Below are 16,459 nucleotides of genomic sequence, written 5' to 3'. Positions count from 1 at the left end.
CCTGGTGGTCCTTTTTACGGCCATAGGTTCCACTGCCGGTCCTGCAAGGTCAGAATGGGAACGTCGGGATACCGCTGGTGGATCTCACCAAGGCAAAAGTCCTCCCAGCTGCCCCGCTCCCAGGGGGCGGTGATCCGAAATTCCCCGGTCCCCCAGCTGGAGGCCTTGTAGGCATCGTCAATCCTGCCGCACAGCTGACACTGCCGCCCCCAGCAGAAGGCATTGCTGCCGTAGTGGAGGATAATCTTCCGGTAGGCGTGCTTGTGGTCTGCGCGCCGCCGGCTGTTGGAGGAGGACGCGGTTTTGGATTTCCTGCGGCGGGGAGCAGGCTCCTCCGGCACCGGCTGGCGGCGTTCCTCCTTGTAAAGATGCGTCTTGTCAGGGTTCATCTCAGGTCTCCTTTCCCGTCAGTCCCAGAAATTGAACAGAATCTCCCCCACGGTGCGGGGGTTCCAATCGCGGATCTGCGCCATCTCCGCCTCCCCCAGCTCCCTGACGCAATCATGCCAGTCCTGCCCCAGCTGCGCCGGTTTCATCCATTGCAGCTCCGGCCAGAAGGGGGTGGGATCAACGGGCGGGTCCCCAAACGCCGGGGGCCAGGCATCCAGGGATGGGGCAAAGGCCCCGTAGGGGTGGTAGGCATTCACCAGAAGCACCCAGGGAGTATGGCGGAGCTCCATGTGGGCGGCGTAAAAATTTTTTCCGGTGGTGTCGTGGTCTACGAAAAGGACGCTGCCGCCATGGGCCCGGGCCAGGGCGTAGCAGAAGCGGTCGAACGTTTTCTCCTCCAGCATGGGAGGCGGGGACTGGGTGCGGTCATAAAATCCGGTGATGCCCTTTGGCAGCATGGGCGCTCCCTCCTTTTGGGAAAATCCCACGTGTGATGGAGAGGAATTGTATCATGGGGGCGGCAGAAAATCATGGAGATTTCATGAACATTCTGCCGCCCCTTGACAATGGTCCTGTTTCGTACTATCATATAGTCCCAATCCGTACTAAGTACGTGACACAAGGAGACGACCATGACTGCCAGAGAACAAAACGAGATCATCTGCACCTGCATCTGCCGCCAGACGGAGCTGTACGGCGAATGGGCCCGGTGCCACGGCATGAGCTACAACACCATGATGACCCTCTACGCCCTGGACCTGCGGGACGGCGTCACCCAAAAGGAGATCACCGAAGGGTGGCTGCTGCCCAAGCAGACGGTGCACACTGTGGTCAAGGAGTTGGAGCGCCGGGGCTATGTGCGCCTGGACACCGGCCGGGACAAAAAGGAGAAGCGCATCTTCTTCACCCCGGAGGGCCGCGCCTATGCCCGGGAGCAGCTGGCGGATTTGTACGCCATGGAGGACCGGGCCCTGGAGGCCATCGGCGCCCAGGCGGCCCAAGCGGTGGTGACGGGGCAGCTGGCCTTTACCGCCGCCTTTGCCCAGGAGGTGCGGCATGGATAATGCCCTCTCCCGCGCCTTCACGCCCCTCTCCCTGCTGCGCTTTGCCCTGCCCAACATGGTGATGATGGTGTTTTTGTCCCTGTACACCATTGTGGACGGCATTTTCATCTCCCGGTACGTGGGGACGCTGGCCCTCTCCGCCGTCAACATGGCCTATCCCCTCAACTGCCTGCAGATGGCCCTGGGGATCATGCTGGCCTCCGGGGGCAGCGCCGTCATCGCCCGGAAGATGGGAGAGGGAAAGGCCCTGGAGGCCCGGCGGGATTTTTCCTGCGTGGTGGCGGTATCGGCGGTGGTGGGCGCGGTGTTTCTGGTATTGGGCAATCTCTTTCTGGATGAGATTTTGCGCCTGCTGGGCACCAGTCCCGCCCAGATGGACCTGTGCCGCACCTACACCCGGATTTTGCTGTGGTTCGCCCCGGCCTTCTTTTTGCAGACGGCCTACCAGGTGCTCTTTGTCACGGCGGGCCTTCCCGGGCTGGGCCTGGGGCTGACGGTGGCCGGAGGTCTTGCCAACGTGGTGCTGGACATCACCTTCATGGGCCCCCTGGACATGGGCATCGCCGGGGCCGCCGTGGCTACCGTCATCGGCTACTGCATCCCGGCGGTGGCGGGCACGGTGTATTTTTTCCTCAATCGCCGGGGATCCCTCTATTTCGTGCCCTTCCGGCCGGACTGGCCTATGCTGGCAAAGACCTGCGGCAACGGCTCTTCGGAGATGGTCACCAACATCGCCAACGCCGTCACCACCTTCCTTTTCAACATCCTCTTTCTGCGCTACTGGGGGGAGGACGGCGTGGCGGCCATCACCATCGTCATGTACTTCCAGTTCGTGCTGACGGCGGTGTTCTTCGGCTTTTCCATGGGGGTAGCTCCGGTGGTCAGCTACAAGTACGGCGCCCAGGATCTCCCCCAGCTGCGGGGGATCTTCCGGTGCTGCCTCATTTTCGTGGCGGTGTGCTCCCTGGGGGCCTATGTGCTCTCCCGCATGAGCATCGGGCTGTGCCTGGAGGCCTTCACCCAGGCAGAAAGCGCCGTCTACGCCATCACCATGGAGGGCTTCCCACTCTACGCGGGCTCCTTTTTGCTGATGGGGGTGAGCATCTTTGCCTCCTCCCTCTTCACCGCCTTTTCCGACGGGCTGGTGTCCGCCCTCATCTCCTTTGCCAGGACCTTCCTCTTTCTGGTGGGGATGCTGCTGGTGCTGCCGCAGCTTTTGGGAAAGCCGGGTATCTGGCTGGCGGTTCCGGCGGCGGAATGCCTGGGATTGGCGGTCTCTGTGGGCTTTTTGCTCTGGGGCCGGAGGAAGTATGGCTACGCCCCCGTCCGGAAGCCCAAAACAGCATAAAAAAAGGACCGGAGATTTTCTCCGGTCCTTTTCTGGTTTTCTCAGACGTTTTTCTCCCCGTCCATCTTGGGCACCCGCAAAGCCCGCATGGCGTTCAAAATGGCGATGACCGCCACGCCCACGTCGGCAAACACCGCCGCCCACATGGTGGCGTCGCCCAAAGCGCCCAGGATCAGCACCGCGGCCTTGACCCCCAGGGCAAAGACGATGTTCTCCCGGACGATCCGCACCGTCTTGCGGGCAATGGCCATGGCCTGGGCGATCTTGGAGGGCTTGTCGTCCATGAGGACGATGTCCGCCGCTTCGATGGCGGCGTCGGCGCCCATGGCGCCCATGGCGATGCCGATGTCCGCCCGGGTGAGGACCGGGGCGTCGTTGATGCCGTCTCCCACGAAGGCCAGCTTGGTGCCCGGGGCTGTGGAGGCAAGGAGCTGTTCCGTCAGCGCCACCTTGTCGGCAGGCAGGAGTTCCGCGTGGAACTCATCCACCCCCAGCTGCGCCGCCACGGCGGCAGCCACCTCCCGGGCGTCGCCGGTGAGCATGACGGTGCGGCGTACCCCGGCGGCCTTCAGGGCGGCAATGGCGTCCTTGGCGTCGGCCTTGGGCAGGTCGGAGATGACGATGTGCCCGGCGTAAACCCCGTCCACCGTCACATGGACGATGGTGCCCGGCAGCTCACAGGGCAGGGCGTTGACGCTCTGACACTCCATGAGACGGGCGTTGCCCACGGCCACTTCCCGGCCGTCCACGCGGGCCTTAACCCCCAGGCCCGCCAGCTCCTCCACGTCGGTGACCCGGGCGGGGTCCAGGGGGGCCTTGCAGGCCTCCCGCAGGGACTGGGCGATGGGGTGGTCGGACCACTGCTCCGCCAGGGCCGCGTATTCCAGCAGCGCCTCCTGGGTAAAGGCGGCCTCGGGATGCACCGCCGCCACGGTGAAGGTCCCCTGGGTCAGCGTCCCGGTCTTGTCGAAGACCACCGTCTCCGCCTTGGCCAGGGCCTCCAGGTAGTTGCCGCCCTTTACCAGGATGCCGCACTTGCCGGCGCCGCCGATGCCGCCGAAGAAGCTCAGCGGCACGGAGATCACCAGGGCGCAGGGGCAGGAGATCACCAGGAAGATGAGGGCCCGGTGGAGCCAGCCTAACCAATCGGTGCCCAGCAGGAAGCCGGGAAGGCTCTCCCCCGGCAGCACCGCCAGCAAAATGGAGGGCACGGCAAAGAGGGCCGCGGCGGAGAGCACCACGCAGGGGGTGTAGTACCGGGCAAAGCGGGTGATGAACTGCTCGGAGCGGGACTTTTTCTCACTGGCGTTTTCCACCAGGTCCAGCACCCGGGCCACGGTGGACTCCCCGTAGGGCTTGGTGACCCGCACCCGCAGCAGCCCCGCCTGGTTGACGCAGCCGCTGAGGACGCTGTCCCCCACCCCGGCGTCCCGGGGCACGGACTCGCCGGTGAGGGCGGCGGTGTCCAGGGTGGAGGTGCCCTCCACCACGTCCCCGTCCAGGGGGATCCGCTCCCCGGGCTTCACCACGATGATGTCCCCCACCGCCACGTCCTCCGGGTCCACTTCTTCCACGGTGCCGTCCGCCTTTTCCAGGTTGGCGGTATCCGGCCGGATGTCCATGAGGGCGGCGATGGATTGGCGGGACTTGCCCACGGCGTAGTCCTGGAAGAGCTCCCCCACCTGGTAGAAGAGCATGACGAACACCGCCTCGGAATACTCGGTGGTGAAGAAGGCGCCCACGGTGGCAAGAGCCATCAAAAAGTTCTCGTCAAAGACCTGGCCGTGGGCGATGTTTCGGATGGCCTTCCACAGAACATCCCAGCCGATGATGAGATAGGGAATCAGGTACAGGGGCCACAGCGGGATGGTGAGCCGGGGTCCTGCCAGCGCCAGCACCGCCAGCAGCGCCGCGGCGATCAGGATGCGCCGGAGCATCTTTTTTTGTTTTTTGGAGAGATTGCCCATGAAAACGGCCTCCTTTTCCAAAAGGAAACTTCAGGATTTTTCCCCCACCGGGGGATTTAGAGCCGAAAAAAGCGGCTTTGCCGCTTTCTCCGGAATGGATGCACTTACAGGTTGATGACGCAGTCCGGCTCCACCTTTTTGCACACCGCCACCACTTCTTTCATGATCTCGGCAAAGCGGTCGTCGTCGGCGTCAATGGTCATCTTCTGGGTCATGAAGCTGACGGTGGCGTTGTGGACGCCGTCAATCTTCTTGATAGCCGTCTCCATTTTGGCAGCGCAGTTGGCACAGTCCAGATCCGTGAGATTGAAGCGCTTTTTCATGATGAGATTCCCCCTAAAAATAAATTTCTGTGGAAAACTTACTCGCTGACATGCTCCAGCCCCTGGTTGATGATGGCCTTCACATGGTCGTCCGCCAGAGAGTAGAACACCGTCTTCCCCTCCCGGCGGGACTTCACCAGCCGGGCACTCTTCAAGGCCCGCAGCTGGTGGGAGATGGCGGACTGGGTCATGCCCAGCAGCGCCGCAATGTCGCACACGCACATCTCCGATTCAAAGAGCACGTACAAAATCCGCACCCGGGTGGAGTCCCCGAAGATCCGGAACAGCTCCGTCAGGTCGTAGAGGGTGTCCTCCCCCGGCATCACCTGCCGGACTTTCTCCACGATGTCCTCGTGGGCGTGGATAAAGTCGCAGCACTCCACGTTGTAGCGATCCTCCATGGGCAGCCCTCCCTCGTTTGAATGATTGAATGATTGTTCATATGTTCAGTATATACGGCAGAACCCGTTTGTCAACCCCTCTTGCAAAAAATGTGGAAAAAACAGCGGCGCCGTGGTACACTAAGCGGAATATCAACCATGGAGGATTCATATGAACGAACTGGAAGCCAAAGCCCGGAGCCGGGCGGAAAAGAATGCGTTTATGCTGCACAACTATATGGAGCTGGAGTCCGTGGAGCCGGACCGGGCGGTGTTTGCCCTGACCATCCGGCCGGAGAGCTGCAACCCCTACGGCATGGTACACGGCGGCGCCATCTACACCCTGGCAGACAATGCCACTGGCACCGCCGCCCACACCGACGGACGGTATTATGTCACCCAAACCAGCGCATTGCACTTCCTGCGCAACCAGTCGGAGGGAACCGTCCGGGCCATCGCCACCGTGCGCCACCGGGGCAAGTCCACGGTGCTCACCGCGGTGGACATCGTGGGCGAGGGCGGGAGGCTTCTGGCCACCGGAGAGTTCACCTTCTTCTGCGTGGACAAGGGCCTCATGGACAGCAAAGTTCACCACCAGTAAAATTTTTTTCTCCCGGTGAATGGATTTCCCCTGCCGGAGCGGTGTTGAAGGAAAGAGGCACGGGATGCCCGTTGAAAACGAGGAGGAATCTGCATGAAAAAAGGTCTTGCCATATTCATCGCCCTGGTGCTGGCTCTGGGGCTGTGCGCAACAGCCGCCCTGGCGGCAGGCGGGCACCACGGTGCCGGCAGTGCCGGTACCGGGTGCACCGGCCAGGGATGGAACTACGTGGACGCGGACGGCGACGGCGTGTGCGATCATTTGGGTACCGGCGGCCACTGGGGCCACGGCCGGGGAGGCTGCAGAAACTAAGAGACGGGGGCTTGCCATGCGCAGCGAAGCGGAGGTGGACCGGGCCGTGGAGCAGTACGCCGACACCGTGTGGCGGATCTGCACGGTTCATTTGAAAAACCACGCCGACACCGAGGATATCTTCCAGACGGTGTTCTTGAAGTACGCCCTGCGGCCGGGCAGTTTTCGGGGGCCGGAGCATGAGAAGGCGTGGTTCATCCGGGTGACGGTGAACGCCTGCCGGGATCTGCTGCGCCGCTTTCGCCGCGCGCCCACGATGCCCCTGGAGGCCCTGGGAGACCGGCCCGCCCCCCTGCCCCCGGACCACCGGGAGGTGCTGGAGGCGGTGCAGGCCCTGCCGGAGAAATACCGGGACGTGGTATACCTGCACTACTACGAGGGATACACCGCCCCGGAGATCGGCCGCCTGCTGGGGAAAAACGTCAACACCGTCTATACGCTGCTCACCCGCTCCAAAGAGCTGCTGCGTCAAAAGCTGGGAGGTGACGGGGATGGAACATGAGATGCGGGAGACCTTTGACGCCCTCCGGGCGCCGGAGGAGGTGAAGGATCGCACCCGGGCCGCCGTGGCCCGTCAGGTCCGGCGGCGAAAACGGCTCCGTCCCCTGATGGCGACTGCCTGTTTTGCGGTGGTGGTGGTGACGCTGGGAGGCTGGCGGGCCTATTTCACCCCCGCCGCCGTCATCAGCGTGGACATCAACCCCTCGGTGGAGCTGGAGGTAAACCGCTTTGACCGGGTGCTGTCCCTGGAGGGCCTGGGCGACGACGGAGAGGCCCTGGCCGCGGCGCTCAACGTGCGGTTTCGGGATTACCGGACGGCGCTGGAGGAGATCCTCTCCAGCGGCGCCGTCACGGAGTGTCTTGCCCAGGGAGAGGAGCTGTCCATCGCCGTGGTGGATCTCACCGGAAACGGGAGCGGAGAATTGCTCTCCGGTGTGGAGGCCTGCGCCGCCGCCACCCCCGGCGCCCACTGCTACGCCGCGGACTACGGCGACGTGTCCGACGCCCACAGCTGCGGCCTCTCCTACGGCAAGTACAGCGCCTATCTTGCCCTCCGTGCCCTGGATCCCACCATCACGGCGGAGGAGGTCCAGGGGATGACCATGCGGGAGATCCGGGCGCGCATCGCCGCCCTGGGGGGAGATGATAGCGACGTCCCCGCCGGTTCTCAGGAAACGTGGCAGGGCGCCGGAGCGGGCCATGGCCAGGAGCACGGCCGGGGCCACCGCGGCGGATGCTGAGCCGGTTTGACCAAATAAAGAGAAGAAGCCCCCGGCGGATCATCCGCCGGGGGATTGTTTCTTTACGCCTTGGGAGCGCCCTCCCCCGCCAGGGGAAAGGACACCGCCGCGGTGAAGAGGTCCGCCACCGTCTCCACCCGGAACTGTCCGCCGCAGGCCTCGGTAAAGCTCTTGGCGATGGAGAGCCCTAAGCCGCTGCCGCCGTCGGTGCGGCTCTCGTCCCCCCGGACGAACCGGGCGGTGAAGTCCACACCCTTGGGCAGCTCCTGGCGGGAGGTGTTGCGCACCGCCGTCTCCGCCCGGCTTCCCGATACCGTAAGGGTGACATACACCCGGCTTCCGGGAAGGGCGTACTGCAGGGCGTTTTGGATCAGGTTCTGGAACACCCGGTACATCCGCTTGCCGTCCGCCGTGATGGGAACCTCCCCCTCCGGCAGTTCCACCCGGAAGGCCAGGCCGCTTTTTTCGATGGGATCCGCCATGTCCGCCAGGGTCTGGCGCACCAGCTTGGCAAAGTCCAGCCGCTCCAGGTGCACCGGCAGCTGGTCCGCCGCCGCCTTGGAGACCTCGAACACGTCCTGGACCATGGCCCTGAGGCGCTGGGCCTTCTCGTCAATGATCCGGGCGTAGTCCGCCGCCGCCCCCTCCAGGGGCTCCTGGCGCAGCAGCTCCGCATAGGAGAGGATGGAGGTCAGGGGGGTCTTCAGGTCGTGGGAGACGTTGGAGATCAGCTCCACCTTCATCCGCTCGCTGCGGGTCTGGTCTGCCAGGGCCTGCTGGAGGCCTGCCTGGATGTGGTTGAGGTCTTCCGCGATCTGATGGAGGTCTGTGTCGGCTGGAAGTTCCGCCGCGGCGTCCAGCTTTCCGGCCCGGATGGCCGCCGTTTGGTCCGCCAAACGCCCGATGTCCCGGGCCAGGGACAGCTGGTGCCGGGCGGAGAGGATGCAAAGGGCCAGTATCAGCAAAAACCCCAGGATGGTCAGCAGCATATAAGCAAAATATACGTTCCACCAGAACAACTCTACACCAATCACCAGGAGCAGGAACATCGCTGCGGCCCCCAGGACCATGGCCGCTGCCGGAGTCAGTGCCCACCGCCGCAGGTGCCTTTGCACCGGCAGCTGCAGCGTCCGGTCCCGGAGAATGCGGACAAGGCTCCGCAGCCATCCCCGCCGTCTCTCCTTGGGGTTATGCCGGTGGTCTACGTGGATGAGCCAGAGCACCAGGCAGAGAATCAACAGAAGAGGAAGGTCTTCCAGAACCATGCTGATGCCGGTTGGAAGATACTCCCGTACAAGGGTGCCTGGAGACAAGTCCCCGATACTGGAGAGAAAATGGAACAGCAGCCAGACGGGCCGTCCCTGGTCGGTGTAGCCAAAGATCAGCCACATAAGGCACACCACCACCGCAAGAAACCGCAGCTCCGTCCACACGTACCGGGTTTTGGCGGCGATGGCCGCCTCCGCCCGGCGGCGGTCCTCCTTCCAGAAAAAGGCCAGCGACAGGACAAACAGCCCCGCGATGCAGGTCACAGCGCAGGCAAGATAGCTCTGCCGGGCCTCCCGTAAGCTGTCATACAGCGCGTACATGGGAGAGTCACCTTCCACATAGCCACCGGCGTACTGCCCCTGGAGATAGGGGATGGGCTCCTCCCGGACCGCCATGCGCACCTCCACGCCCGCAACATCCTCCCCGGCGGTAAAGTTCTCGTAGCCAGGCAGGTACCAGGGGCTCTCCCGGGTGTAGATGCCGTCGCCGTAGAGGTCCAGCTCCTCCCCGTCCTTCCAGGCCTGGGCCTTGCCGTCTTTGAAGACCAGCAGGAAGCTGTACCCCTCCGGCAGGGAGTTGGGATTGGCCAAAGACCAGTCGGTGTTGGTATAGAGGTCTTCGCCGTCTTTTGTGATCCGATACAGGACGTTTTTATCCGATTGATAACCGGCATCCGGCGCCGTATTGGTATCCGCTTCCTCCGCTGTTTCGGTGGTGGCGGTGTCCCCCCACCAGCCGCCGTTGGTCTCCCAGACGGTGCCCTCCAGCACCGTGTCATACCAGGTGAGCTCTCCCCCGGCCCCCAGAGTCAGAAAGTCCCGCACATAGTCGCTGACCGCCTGGCGGAAGCCGGCGGTCTCCTGCCAGTCGGTCTTCCAGAAGTCCCCATCGTTGCCGGTGGCCCACCGCTCCAGAGCGCCCACTAGGCTGCCCGCCACCAGGGCAAAGCCCACCAGCAGGGCCAGGACGCCCGTCCAGGCCCGGAACCTGGGATGCTTTTTGGGCGTCACCTGTATGACGCCGGGGGCCGCTTCCGCTCCCTCCAGGGCGTCCTGGATCTGGGAGGCCACATAGTATTCCACGTCCTCACCGGGATCGTGGTCCGTGCCGTTCCATTTTGTATCCAATTCCCCACACCACCTTGATGTAATCTGGCTCTTTGGGATTGAGTTCCACTTTTTCCCGAATGCGGCGGATGTGCACCATCACCGTGTTCTCGCAGGCGTAGGCAGTCTCCTCCCCCCACACCCGGCGGTAGATCTCCTCCGCCGGAAACACCCGGCCGGGGTGGCGCATGAGCAGCTCCACGATTTTGGTCTCCGTGGCGGTGAGGCGCACCTCCTCCCCGTCGGCGGTGAGCTGGCGGCTCTCCGGGTCGTAGGTGAGGCGGCCGTTTACCAGCACCCCGGCACGCTCCTGGGCGTGGACGTCCCCCAGCTGGGTGTACCGGCGCAGCTGGCTTTTCACCCGGGCCAGGAGCTCCTGGGGGTTAAAGGGCTTGGTGACGTAGTCATCGGCCCCCATGGAAAGGCCCAGAATCTTGTCGGAGTCCTCGCTTTTGGCGGAGAGGACGATCACCGGCAGATTCCGCTTCTCCCGGATGCGCATCAGGGCGGAGAGGCCGTCCAGCCGGGGCATCATCACGTCGATGAGGATCAGCCGCACCGCCGGATCCAGGCAAAGGTCCAGGGCCTGGAGGCCGTCGTAGGCCCTGAGGCACCGGTACCCCTCCCGCTCCAGGGTGATGGCAATGGCCCCCACGATCTCCGGATCGTCGTCCACCACCAGAATGCACTCGTTCATGTGGAAATCCCTCCTTGAAGCTGCCATCACAATAGCAGGGAGTTCTTACAGAGTTCTCAAGGACATTCTTACAAATTTCTTACGGTTTGTAAAGCGCCGCCCCCGGGCCTGGGGGCGGCGCTTGGGACGGTTGTTCACTTTTTCACCGGCATGGTGAAAATGAAGCGGGTGGAGACGGCGTCGCTCTCGGCCTTGAGGGTACCCTTGTGCTCGGCGGCGATGGTGGAGGCAATGGGCAGCCCAAGGCCGAAGCCCGACTGCTCCCCCCGGGAGGCGTCCGCCCGGTAGAACCGCTCAAAGAGGCGGGAGAGCTGTTGTGCCGGGATGGGCTCTCCGGGGTTGGCCACCGTCAGCCGGGCGCTGGAGCCGGTCTTTTGCACCGAGAGGGTGATGGTGCCCCCTGCCGCGCCGTACTTGATGGCGTTGTCCAGCAGGACGCCGATCAGCTGCCGGAGCTTCACGGCGTCCCCTTCCACGGTGATGTCCGGGGCGATGTCGTAGGTCAGGGGCTTGCCCGCCTCAAAGGCCACCGGCTCAAAGGCCAGGGCACAGTCCCCCGCCACGTCGGTGAGGGAGACCTCCGCCATCACGGCGGTGCGGACCATGTTGTCCGCCCGGGCCAGTGTCAGCATCTCCTCCACCAGGGACTTCATCCGTCCGGCCTCGGAGCGGATGTTGTCCGCCCAGCGGGCGGGCTTGTCGGCCAGGGGGGCGGACTGGAGCATCTCCGCGTTGGAGAGGATCACCGTCAGGGGTGTTTTCAGCTCGTGGGAGGCGTCGGAGAGGAACTGGCGCTGCTGGCGCCAGGCCTTTTCCACCGGGCGGGTGGCCCACCGGGAGAGCACCACGGAGACACCCAGCAGCAAAAGCAGCGCCGCCAGGGCAATCTGCAGATAGGAGTACATCATCTTCTGCAAGGTGGCCTGCTCCATGGACATGTCCACAAAGGCGATGTTCTTGTAGCCGAAAAGGCGGTTGTCCTGGCGCAGGTACCGCAGGCCGTACTCCCGCACCACGCCCTCCGCCTGGTTCTGGGACAGGCAGTCGGTGAGGATGTCCTGGAGTTCCTCGGTGTTGTTGAGGTTGGCATAGGTGCCGGCGGTGACGGTGGCCACGTAGGTCCCGTCCCACTGCTCCTGCACTACCACGGTGAAATAGGGCAAGAGCACCTTGTCCCCGCCGATGTTGATGCTGATGTCCGGCCGGGACATGTCCGAGGAGGTGGCGGTCTCGTCGATGACCCGCTGGAGCACCTGGCGGCTGAGGGCCTCGATGTTCTGGCCCATGGCCATGTACACCGCGCCGAACACCACCGACAGGACTGCGGTCACCAGAACCATGCAGATGGCCACGAATTTTAGCTGTAATTTCCGGATCATGGAGGAAAATCCTTCCTTATGTCGAAAACTCTGTGGAAAACGTGGAAAAAGCCGTGGAAAACGTGGAAAATCAGGAAGCGCCCTCCTCCAGGCAGTAGCCCACCATGCGGATGGTGCGGATTTTCACGGAGGAGTGGAGGTGCTCCAGCTTCTTGCGCAGGAAGGAGATGTACACCTCCACGTTGTTGTCCTCGGCGTCGGATTCGTAGCCCCAGATCTTCAGAAGCAGGGTCTCCTTGGTGACCACCTGGTGCTGGTTGAGCATCAGCAGCTCCATCATGTCGAACTCCTTGCGGGAAAGGCGCACGGACCGCTCCCCCTTGCACAGGGAGAAGGAGCTCTTTTCCAGCCGGATGTCCCCGCAGGTGAGGGCGTCGGTGTTGCGCAGCTCCGGCTGGCGGCGGGTCAGGGCCCGGACGCAGGCGGTGAGCTCCCGGGGCTCAAAGGGCTTGGTGAGGTAGTAGTCGGCGCCGGCGTCCAGCCCCGTCACCTTGTCCCCCACCTGGTCCCGGGCGGTGAGCATCAGCACCGGCACGGCGCTGCCCGCCGAGCGCAGCCGCCGCAGCACGGTGAACCCGTCCAGCTTGGGCAGCATCACATCCAGCAAGATCACGTCGTAGATGCCGCTGAGGGCATTGTCCAGTCCCGCCTCGCCGTCATGGCAGACGTCGGCGGTGTAGCCCTCCATTTCCATGAGGTCCTGGAGCGTCTGGGCAAGACGCACCTCGTCCTCCACGATCAATACCCGCATGGGCGTCCCTCCTTCGGATGTATGGGGATGGGCGTTACGCCCCGATCCCGCCGGCGGCCACGGAGAGCAGCGTGTCCACGTTGGCAGTGGTGGCCTGATAAATGGTGGTGTCGTCATCCAGACGGACATAGTAGCCGGTGCCGTCCAGGGTGGCGCCGCCTACGGTGATGGTGAGAGTGGTCTCCCCCATGGCAATCTCCGCCACGGCGGAGGGGGCGTCAAAGCCGCAGATGGAGGCGGCCTCGTCGGAGGGGCGCCAGTCGGCGCACTTGTCCAGGGTGAAGGTCTCCAGCTCCGTCAAAAGGGCCGTGAGGAGTTCGTTGTCCGTTACGTCGGTGCCCTGGTTGTCGGTCCAGGTGACGGTGACGGCGGCGTCCTCTTCGGCAGCATCGGCGTCGTCACTGCCCTCCTCCGCTTCGCCGGCGGTGTCGGTTTCCTCCTGAGAGGCGGTGAGGGTGGTGGAGACGGTGCCCAGGACGGTGACGGAGCTGAGGTTCTCCTCCGCCATGTCCGGGATCTCCGGCAGGATGCACATGTCGTAGATGGGGGTGGAGAGGTAGTTATACAGGGTGCCGGCGATGATGTAGACGGTGCTCTCGTCCCCGTTCATCATCATGTAGTAGCTCTGCCCGTCGGTGGTGGTCTTGCCCAGGGTGAGGGACAGCGACGCGCCGTCCTCTCCCGAGGCGGTGAGGGTGGCGGAGGGGTTATCCAGCCCGTAGGCCTCCAGGGTGTCGCCGTCGGTGATGGTCTGCTGGGGGGTGAGGCTGGTGAGAAGGTCCACGATGGCGGTGACGGTGGTTTGGTTCAGGGGGAAGGTGGGGTCGTCCGCCCACACCCAGCTGCCCGCCTCGTCCAGGGTGAAGGAGAGGGTGGCGGAGCCGTTGTAATAGGAGAGGGCGTTGTACTCCTGCTCCTGGGTGATGACGGCGTCCGCCTGAGCCTGGGCTTCGGCCTCCTCCGCGGCTGCGGCGGAGCGGCTCTTGTAAATCAAAACCGCCGCCAGAGCCACTGCCAGCACAATGGCAATGGAGAGCAGGATGCGGAAGGTGCGTTTTTGTTGATTGGACATAGCAAGACCTCCATGCTTTTGGAAGGAGTTTTCAGGCGGAGCGGACCGCTCACATCCTGCGGCGGCGGTTCCAGTGGAGGAAGCCGCCGATGAGCAGCGCGGAGGGGATCACCAGGATGAACAGCAGTCCCCACAACCCGCCGGTGAGGATGGTGTTGGAGGGAGTGGAGAGGCTCACCGGGGCGATGTCCAGCCCGCCCACGTCGTCAAAGCCCACGGTGACGGCGCTGACGAACAGGGACAGGTTCTCCAGGCTGGGGAACTGGGCGATGAGGCTCTCATCCGCCGGGGCGCTGGAGCCGAAGACCGTCAGCCGGGCGGTGATGCCGTCGTCGATGGCCTCCGTTGCCAGGATGCCCACGGCGTAGGTGCCGGGGGTCTGGTTGTTCTCATCCACCACGGCCACGCCGCTTTCGGAGGTGGTGAGGAAGGGGGAGACGGTGATGGTGTCCCGGACGGGATCCGTGGCCGTCATGCCCCGGGCGGCGTAGAAGAGGACGGTGGCGTCGCCGTTCACGTCGGCGGTGAGGTCCACGCTGGTGTCGATGAGGGGGAAGATGGCGTAGGGGTTGTTCTGGTAGAAGCGCTCCGTGTCCGCCACCAGGCCCTCTGCCACGGTGATGCCGTACTGGGCCAGCAGCCCCTCCAGGTTGGGGAGGGACACGTCGGAGAGCATGCACACCACCTGTCCCCCGCAGGCAAGATACTCCGACAGGGCGGAGATCTCGTCTTCGGAGAAGTCCCGGCGGGGGGCGTTGATCACCAGCACGTCGCACGCCTCCGGCACGGCGCCGGCGGTGAGGAGGTTCAGCGACTCCACCGCCAGATGGGCCTTGTCCAGCTGCTCCGTGACGGTGTCCGGCAGGGCGGTCTCCTGGTGGCCCTCCAACTGATAGAGGGTGCGGGTGGTACCCCGGAGCACCAGATCCACCGCGGAGGTGAGAAGGCCCTCGGCGTCGAAGTCCGTCTCGCTCTGGACCCCGTACATGTAATAACTCATTATATCATATCCAATGATCTCGTCAATCGAAAAGGACTCCTGGCGTCCCGTGGCCTCGCAGGTGACCACGATGGTGTTTGCGTCCACGCCGTAGGTGGTGAGGACGGAGGGAAACACGTTGGGGTCCGTGTACTCCACCGTCAGGTGGTCGCTGAGATCCTGGTAGAGGGAGAGAAAGCGGGTGATGCGGGTATCCAGGCTCTCCTCGTTGGCCAGAACGTGGATCTCCACGTCCTCTGTGAGATCCGCCAGGTAGTCCCGGGAGGTGTCGGTGATGTCGTAGATGCCGCTGCCGGACATGTCGAATTGTGTCCAGGTTTCCGGCAGCTGGCCCACCAGCAGATTCACGGTGATGGCCACCGCCACTGCCAGGGCGGTGATCCCCGCCGACCACAGCCCGTAGCGGGAGGTGCGCACGGCGGCCGCTTTGTGCCAAGCCGCCCGGAAATTCGGTTTTTTCATAACGGATGCACCTCCTTAGCTCCAGCGGCGTTTCTGGACCACCTGGACCGTGAGAAACAGGGCCAGGAGGGCCAGCGTCACGTACAGCACCACGCCGGTAAGGTCGAAGACGTGATCCACGGCGAAGCTGTCAAAGGCCGCCAGCAGGGAAAAACGCCCGAAGAGATCCGGCAACAGCCCTGCAAACCGGTCGGCGTCCCACACGTAGACGCCGATGGCTGCCCCCCAGCTCACCGCCAGCACGGCGGCGCCGGGCTTCCAGCTGCCGGTGAGGGCGGTGACCCCCAGGGAGAGAAAGAGGGCGATCACCAGCAGCCCCACCAGGGAGCCCATGGCGGTCACCGGCAGGAAGCTCACCAGGCCCTCCCAGAGAAAGAGGCACAGCAGGGCGGCAAAGGTGCCCACGGCGGCAATGCTCTGGCTCTCCGTCAGGGAGGAGATGAACTCTCCCACGGCGATCTGCACGGCGCCCAGCAGGAAAAAGGCCAGGAGGGTGCCGTAGTCCGCCGCCAGGAAGGCGGTGCCGTTGAGACGGATGATGAGGGGGCACAGGGCGGCGATGGCGGTGGGCACCGCCAGCACCGTCAGCATGGCCAGGTACTTGGCCCACACCATGGCGCCCACCGACACCGGCGCCGTCAGCAGCAGCTGGTCCGTGCGGCTGCGGCGCTCGTCGGCCATGGAGTGCATGGTGAGGATGGGCACCATCACCAGCATCACGAAGAGGGAGGCGTTCAGGGCCGTGGAGAAATAGGGGTCTCCGTAGGAGAGGTTGTAGGAGAGGAAGTAGATGCCCGTAAAGGCGGTGACCACCGCCGTGAACACCCATCCGGTCATGGCGTGGAAGTAGGCGCATACCTCCCGCTTATAAATGGCTTTCATGCCCGCTTCCCCTCCTTTTCCGTCTGCTCCGGGGCCTTGCTCCCCAGCAGTGCCGCCGCCCGGGCGGCCACGGCATCGTCGTCGTCGGTGAGATCCAAAAAGACGTCCTCCAGAGTGGCGGTGCGGGAGCGCAGCTCCAGCAGCGGCACCCCCGCCCCGGCGAAGGAGCGGAACACGTTCTCCCGGACGTCCCGGTCCGCCTCCAGGGCCAGAGA

The 16,459-nt window shown here is 64.1% G+C and carries 18 protein-coding genes and 1 pseudogene; 6 read left to right on the top strand and 13 right to left on the bottom strand.

What is annotated here, in order from left to right; translation table 11 throughout:
* Positions 1 to 14: 14 nt before the first annotated feature.
* Together ACT67G_RS08620 and ACT67G_RS08615 are read right to left on the bottom strand one after the other, a co-directional pair.
* Positions 15 to 389 (bottom strand): hypothetical protein, encoded by a 375-nt coding sequence (locus ACT67G_RS08620; RefSeq protein WP_443663976.1) that lies wholly within the window; start codon positions 387 to 389, stop codon positions 15 to 17.
* An 18-nt stretch (positions 390 to 407) separates the two neighbouring features.
* On the bottom strand, positions 408 to 848 hold the full coding sequence (locus tag ACT67G_RS08615; RefSeq protein ID WP_443663975.1) for a hypothetical protein: 441 nt from the start codon (positions 846 to 848) through the stop codon (positions 408 to 410).
* A gap of 174 nt (positions 849 to 1,022) precedes the next feature.
* Between ACT67G_RS08615 and ACT67G_RS08610 the strand changes: the two genes are divergently transcribed.
* Positions 1,023 to 1,454, top strand: a complete 432-nt coding sequence (locus ACT67G_RS08610) for a MarR family winged helix-turn-helix transcriptional regulator (RefSeq protein WP_325247308.1) — start codon at positions 1,023 to 1,025, stop codon at positions 1,452 to 1,454.
* The gene (locus ACT67G_RS08605; protein ID WP_443663974.1) at positions 1,447 to 2,802 is read left to right on the top strand and encodes an MATE family efflux transporter; all 1,356 of its coding nucleotides are present in this window, start codon (positions 1,447 to 1,449) and stop codon (positions 2,800 to 2,802) included. The genes ACT67G_RS08610 and ACT67G_RS08605 overlap by 8 nt, the downstream gene beginning before the upstream one ends.
* Before the next feature lie 41 nt (positions 2,803 to 2,843).
* Here the strand turns inward: ACT67G_RS08605 and ACT67G_RS08600 are convergent, their stop codons facing one another.
* From ACT67G_RS08600 to ACT67G_RS08590, 3 genes are all read right to left on the bottom strand, one after another.
* Positions 2,844 to 4,769: a heavy metal translocating P-type ATPase gene (locus ACT67G_RS08600; RefSeq protein ID WP_443663973.1), complete on the bottom strand. Its 1,926-nt coding sequence runs from the start codon at positions 4,767 to 4,769 to the stop codon at positions 2,844 to 2,846.
* A 104-nt stretch (positions 4,770 to 4,873) separates the two neighbouring features.
* Positions 4,874 to 5,092, bottom strand: a complete 219-nt coding sequence (locus tag ACT67G_RS08595) for a cation transporter (protein WP_443663972.1) — start codon at positions 5,090 to 5,092, stop codon at positions 4,874 to 4,876.
* Positions 5,093 to 5,130: 38 nt separating this feature from the next.
* Positions 5,131 to 5,493, bottom strand: coding sequence for an ArsR/SmtB family transcription factor (locus ACT67G_RS08590; protein ID WP_325247304.1), 363 nt, complete (start codon positions 5,491 to 5,493; stop codon positions 5,131 to 5,133).
* 151 nt (positions 5,494 to 5,644) lie between these two features.
* Between ACT67G_RS08590 and ACT67G_RS08585 the strand changes: the two genes are divergently transcribed.
* The 4 genes from ACT67G_RS08585 to ACT67G_RS08570 all read left to right on the top strand — a co-directional run bounded on the left by ACT67G_RS08585 (position 5,645) and on the right by ACT67G_RS08570 (position 7,626).
* Positions 5,645 to 6,073 carry a PaaI family thioesterase gene (locus ACT67G_RS08585; protein ID WP_443663971.1) on the top strand — a complete coding sequence of 143 codons (429 nt, stop codon included), beginning with the start codon at positions 5,645 to 5,647 and terminating at the stop codon, positions 6,071 to 6,073.
* A 93-nt stretch (positions 6,074 to 6,166) separates the two neighbouring features.
* The gene (locus ACT67G_RS08580; RefSeq protein ID WP_443663970.1) at positions 6,167 to 6,385 is read left to right on the top strand and encodes a hypothetical protein; all 219 of its coding nucleotides are present in this window, start codon (positions 6,167 to 6,169) and stop codon (positions 6,383 to 6,385) included.
* 16 nt (positions 6,386 to 6,401) lie between these two features.
* The gene (locus tag ACT67G_RS08575; protein WP_443663969.1) at positions 6,402 to 6,887 is read left to right on the top strand and encodes an RNA polymerase sigma factor; all 486 of its coding nucleotides are present in this window, start codon (positions 6,402 to 6,404) and stop codon (positions 6,885 to 6,887) included.
* Positions 6,877 to 7,626, top strand: a complete 750-nt coding sequence (locus ACT67G_RS08570; RefSeq protein WP_443663968.1) for an anti-sigma-I factor RsgI family protein — start codon at positions 6,877 to 6,879, stop codon at positions 7,624 to 7,626. The genes ACT67G_RS08575 and ACT67G_RS08570 overlap by 11 nt, the downstream gene beginning before the upstream one ends.
* Before the next feature lie 62 nt (positions 7,627 to 7,688).
* Here the strand turns inward: ACT67G_RS08570 and ACT67G_RS08565 are convergent, their stop codons facing one another.
* The 8 genes and pseudogenes from ACT67G_RS08565 to ACT67G_RS08530 all read right to left on the bottom strand — a co-directional run.
* Positions 7,689 to 10,022 (bottom strand): HAMP domain-containing sensor histidine kinase, encoded by a 2,334-nt coding sequence (locus tag ACT67G_RS08565; protein ID WP_443663967.1) that lies wholly within the window; start codon positions 10,020 to 10,022, stop codon positions 7,689 to 7,691.
* On the bottom strand, positions 9,982 to 10,698 hold the full coding sequence (locus ACT67G_RS08560) for a response regulator transcription factor (protein WP_443663966.1): 717 nt from the start codon (positions 10,696 to 10,698) through the stop codon (positions 9,982 to 9,984). Before ACT67G_RS08560 ends, ACT67G_RS08565 begins: the two co-directional genes overlap by 41 nt.
* 134 nt (positions 10,699 to 10,832) lie before the next feature.
* Positions 10,833 to 12,077, bottom strand: a complete 1,245-nt coding sequence (locus ACT67G_RS08555) for a sensor histidine kinase (protein ID WP_443663965.1) — start codon at positions 12,075 to 12,077, stop codon at positions 10,833 to 10,835.
* Positions 12,078 to 12,147: 70 nt separating this feature from the next.
* On the bottom strand, positions 12,148 to 12,828 hold the full coding sequence (locus ACT67G_RS08550; protein ID WP_325244827.1) for a response regulator transcription factor: 681 nt from the start codon (positions 12,826 to 12,828) through the stop codon (positions 12,148 to 12,150).
* A 34-nt stretch (positions 12,829 to 12,862) separates the two neighbouring features.
* On the bottom strand, positions 12,863 to 13,900 hold the full coding sequence (locus tag ACT67G_RS08545) for a DUF4340 domain-containing protein (protein ID WP_326215061.1): 1,038 nt from the start codon (positions 13,898 to 13,900) through the stop codon (positions 12,863 to 12,865).
* A 49-nt stretch (positions 13,901 to 13,949) separates the two neighbouring features.
* On the bottom strand, positions 13,950 to 15,362 hold the full coding sequence (locus tag ACT67G_RS08540; protein ID WP_443663964.1) for a Gldg family protein: 1,413 nt from the start codon (positions 15,360 to 15,362) through the stop codon (positions 13,950 to 13,952).
* Between the two features lie 15 nt (positions 15,363 to 15,377).
* Entirely contained in the window at positions 15,378 to 16,244 is an 867-nt protein-coding gene (locus tag ACT67G_RS08535; protein ID WP_443663963.1) for an ABC transporter permease, read from the bottom strand.
* Positions 16,241 to 16,459 (bottom strand): annotated as a pseudogene (locus tag ACT67G_RS08530) (hypothetical protein); the annotation flags it as partial. The gene ACT67G_RS08535 and the pseudogene ACT67G_RS08530, both read right to left, overlap by 4 nt.

This window comes from Dysosmobacter sp. (assembly GCF_052306735.1).
In the GTDB taxonomy this organism is placed as follows: domain Bacteria; phylum Bacillota; class Clostridia; order Oscillospirales; family Oscillospiraceae; genus Oscillibacter.
Note: the sequence above shows the minus strand (reverse complement) of the source record. Positions and strands in the feature narration are given on the sequence as shown.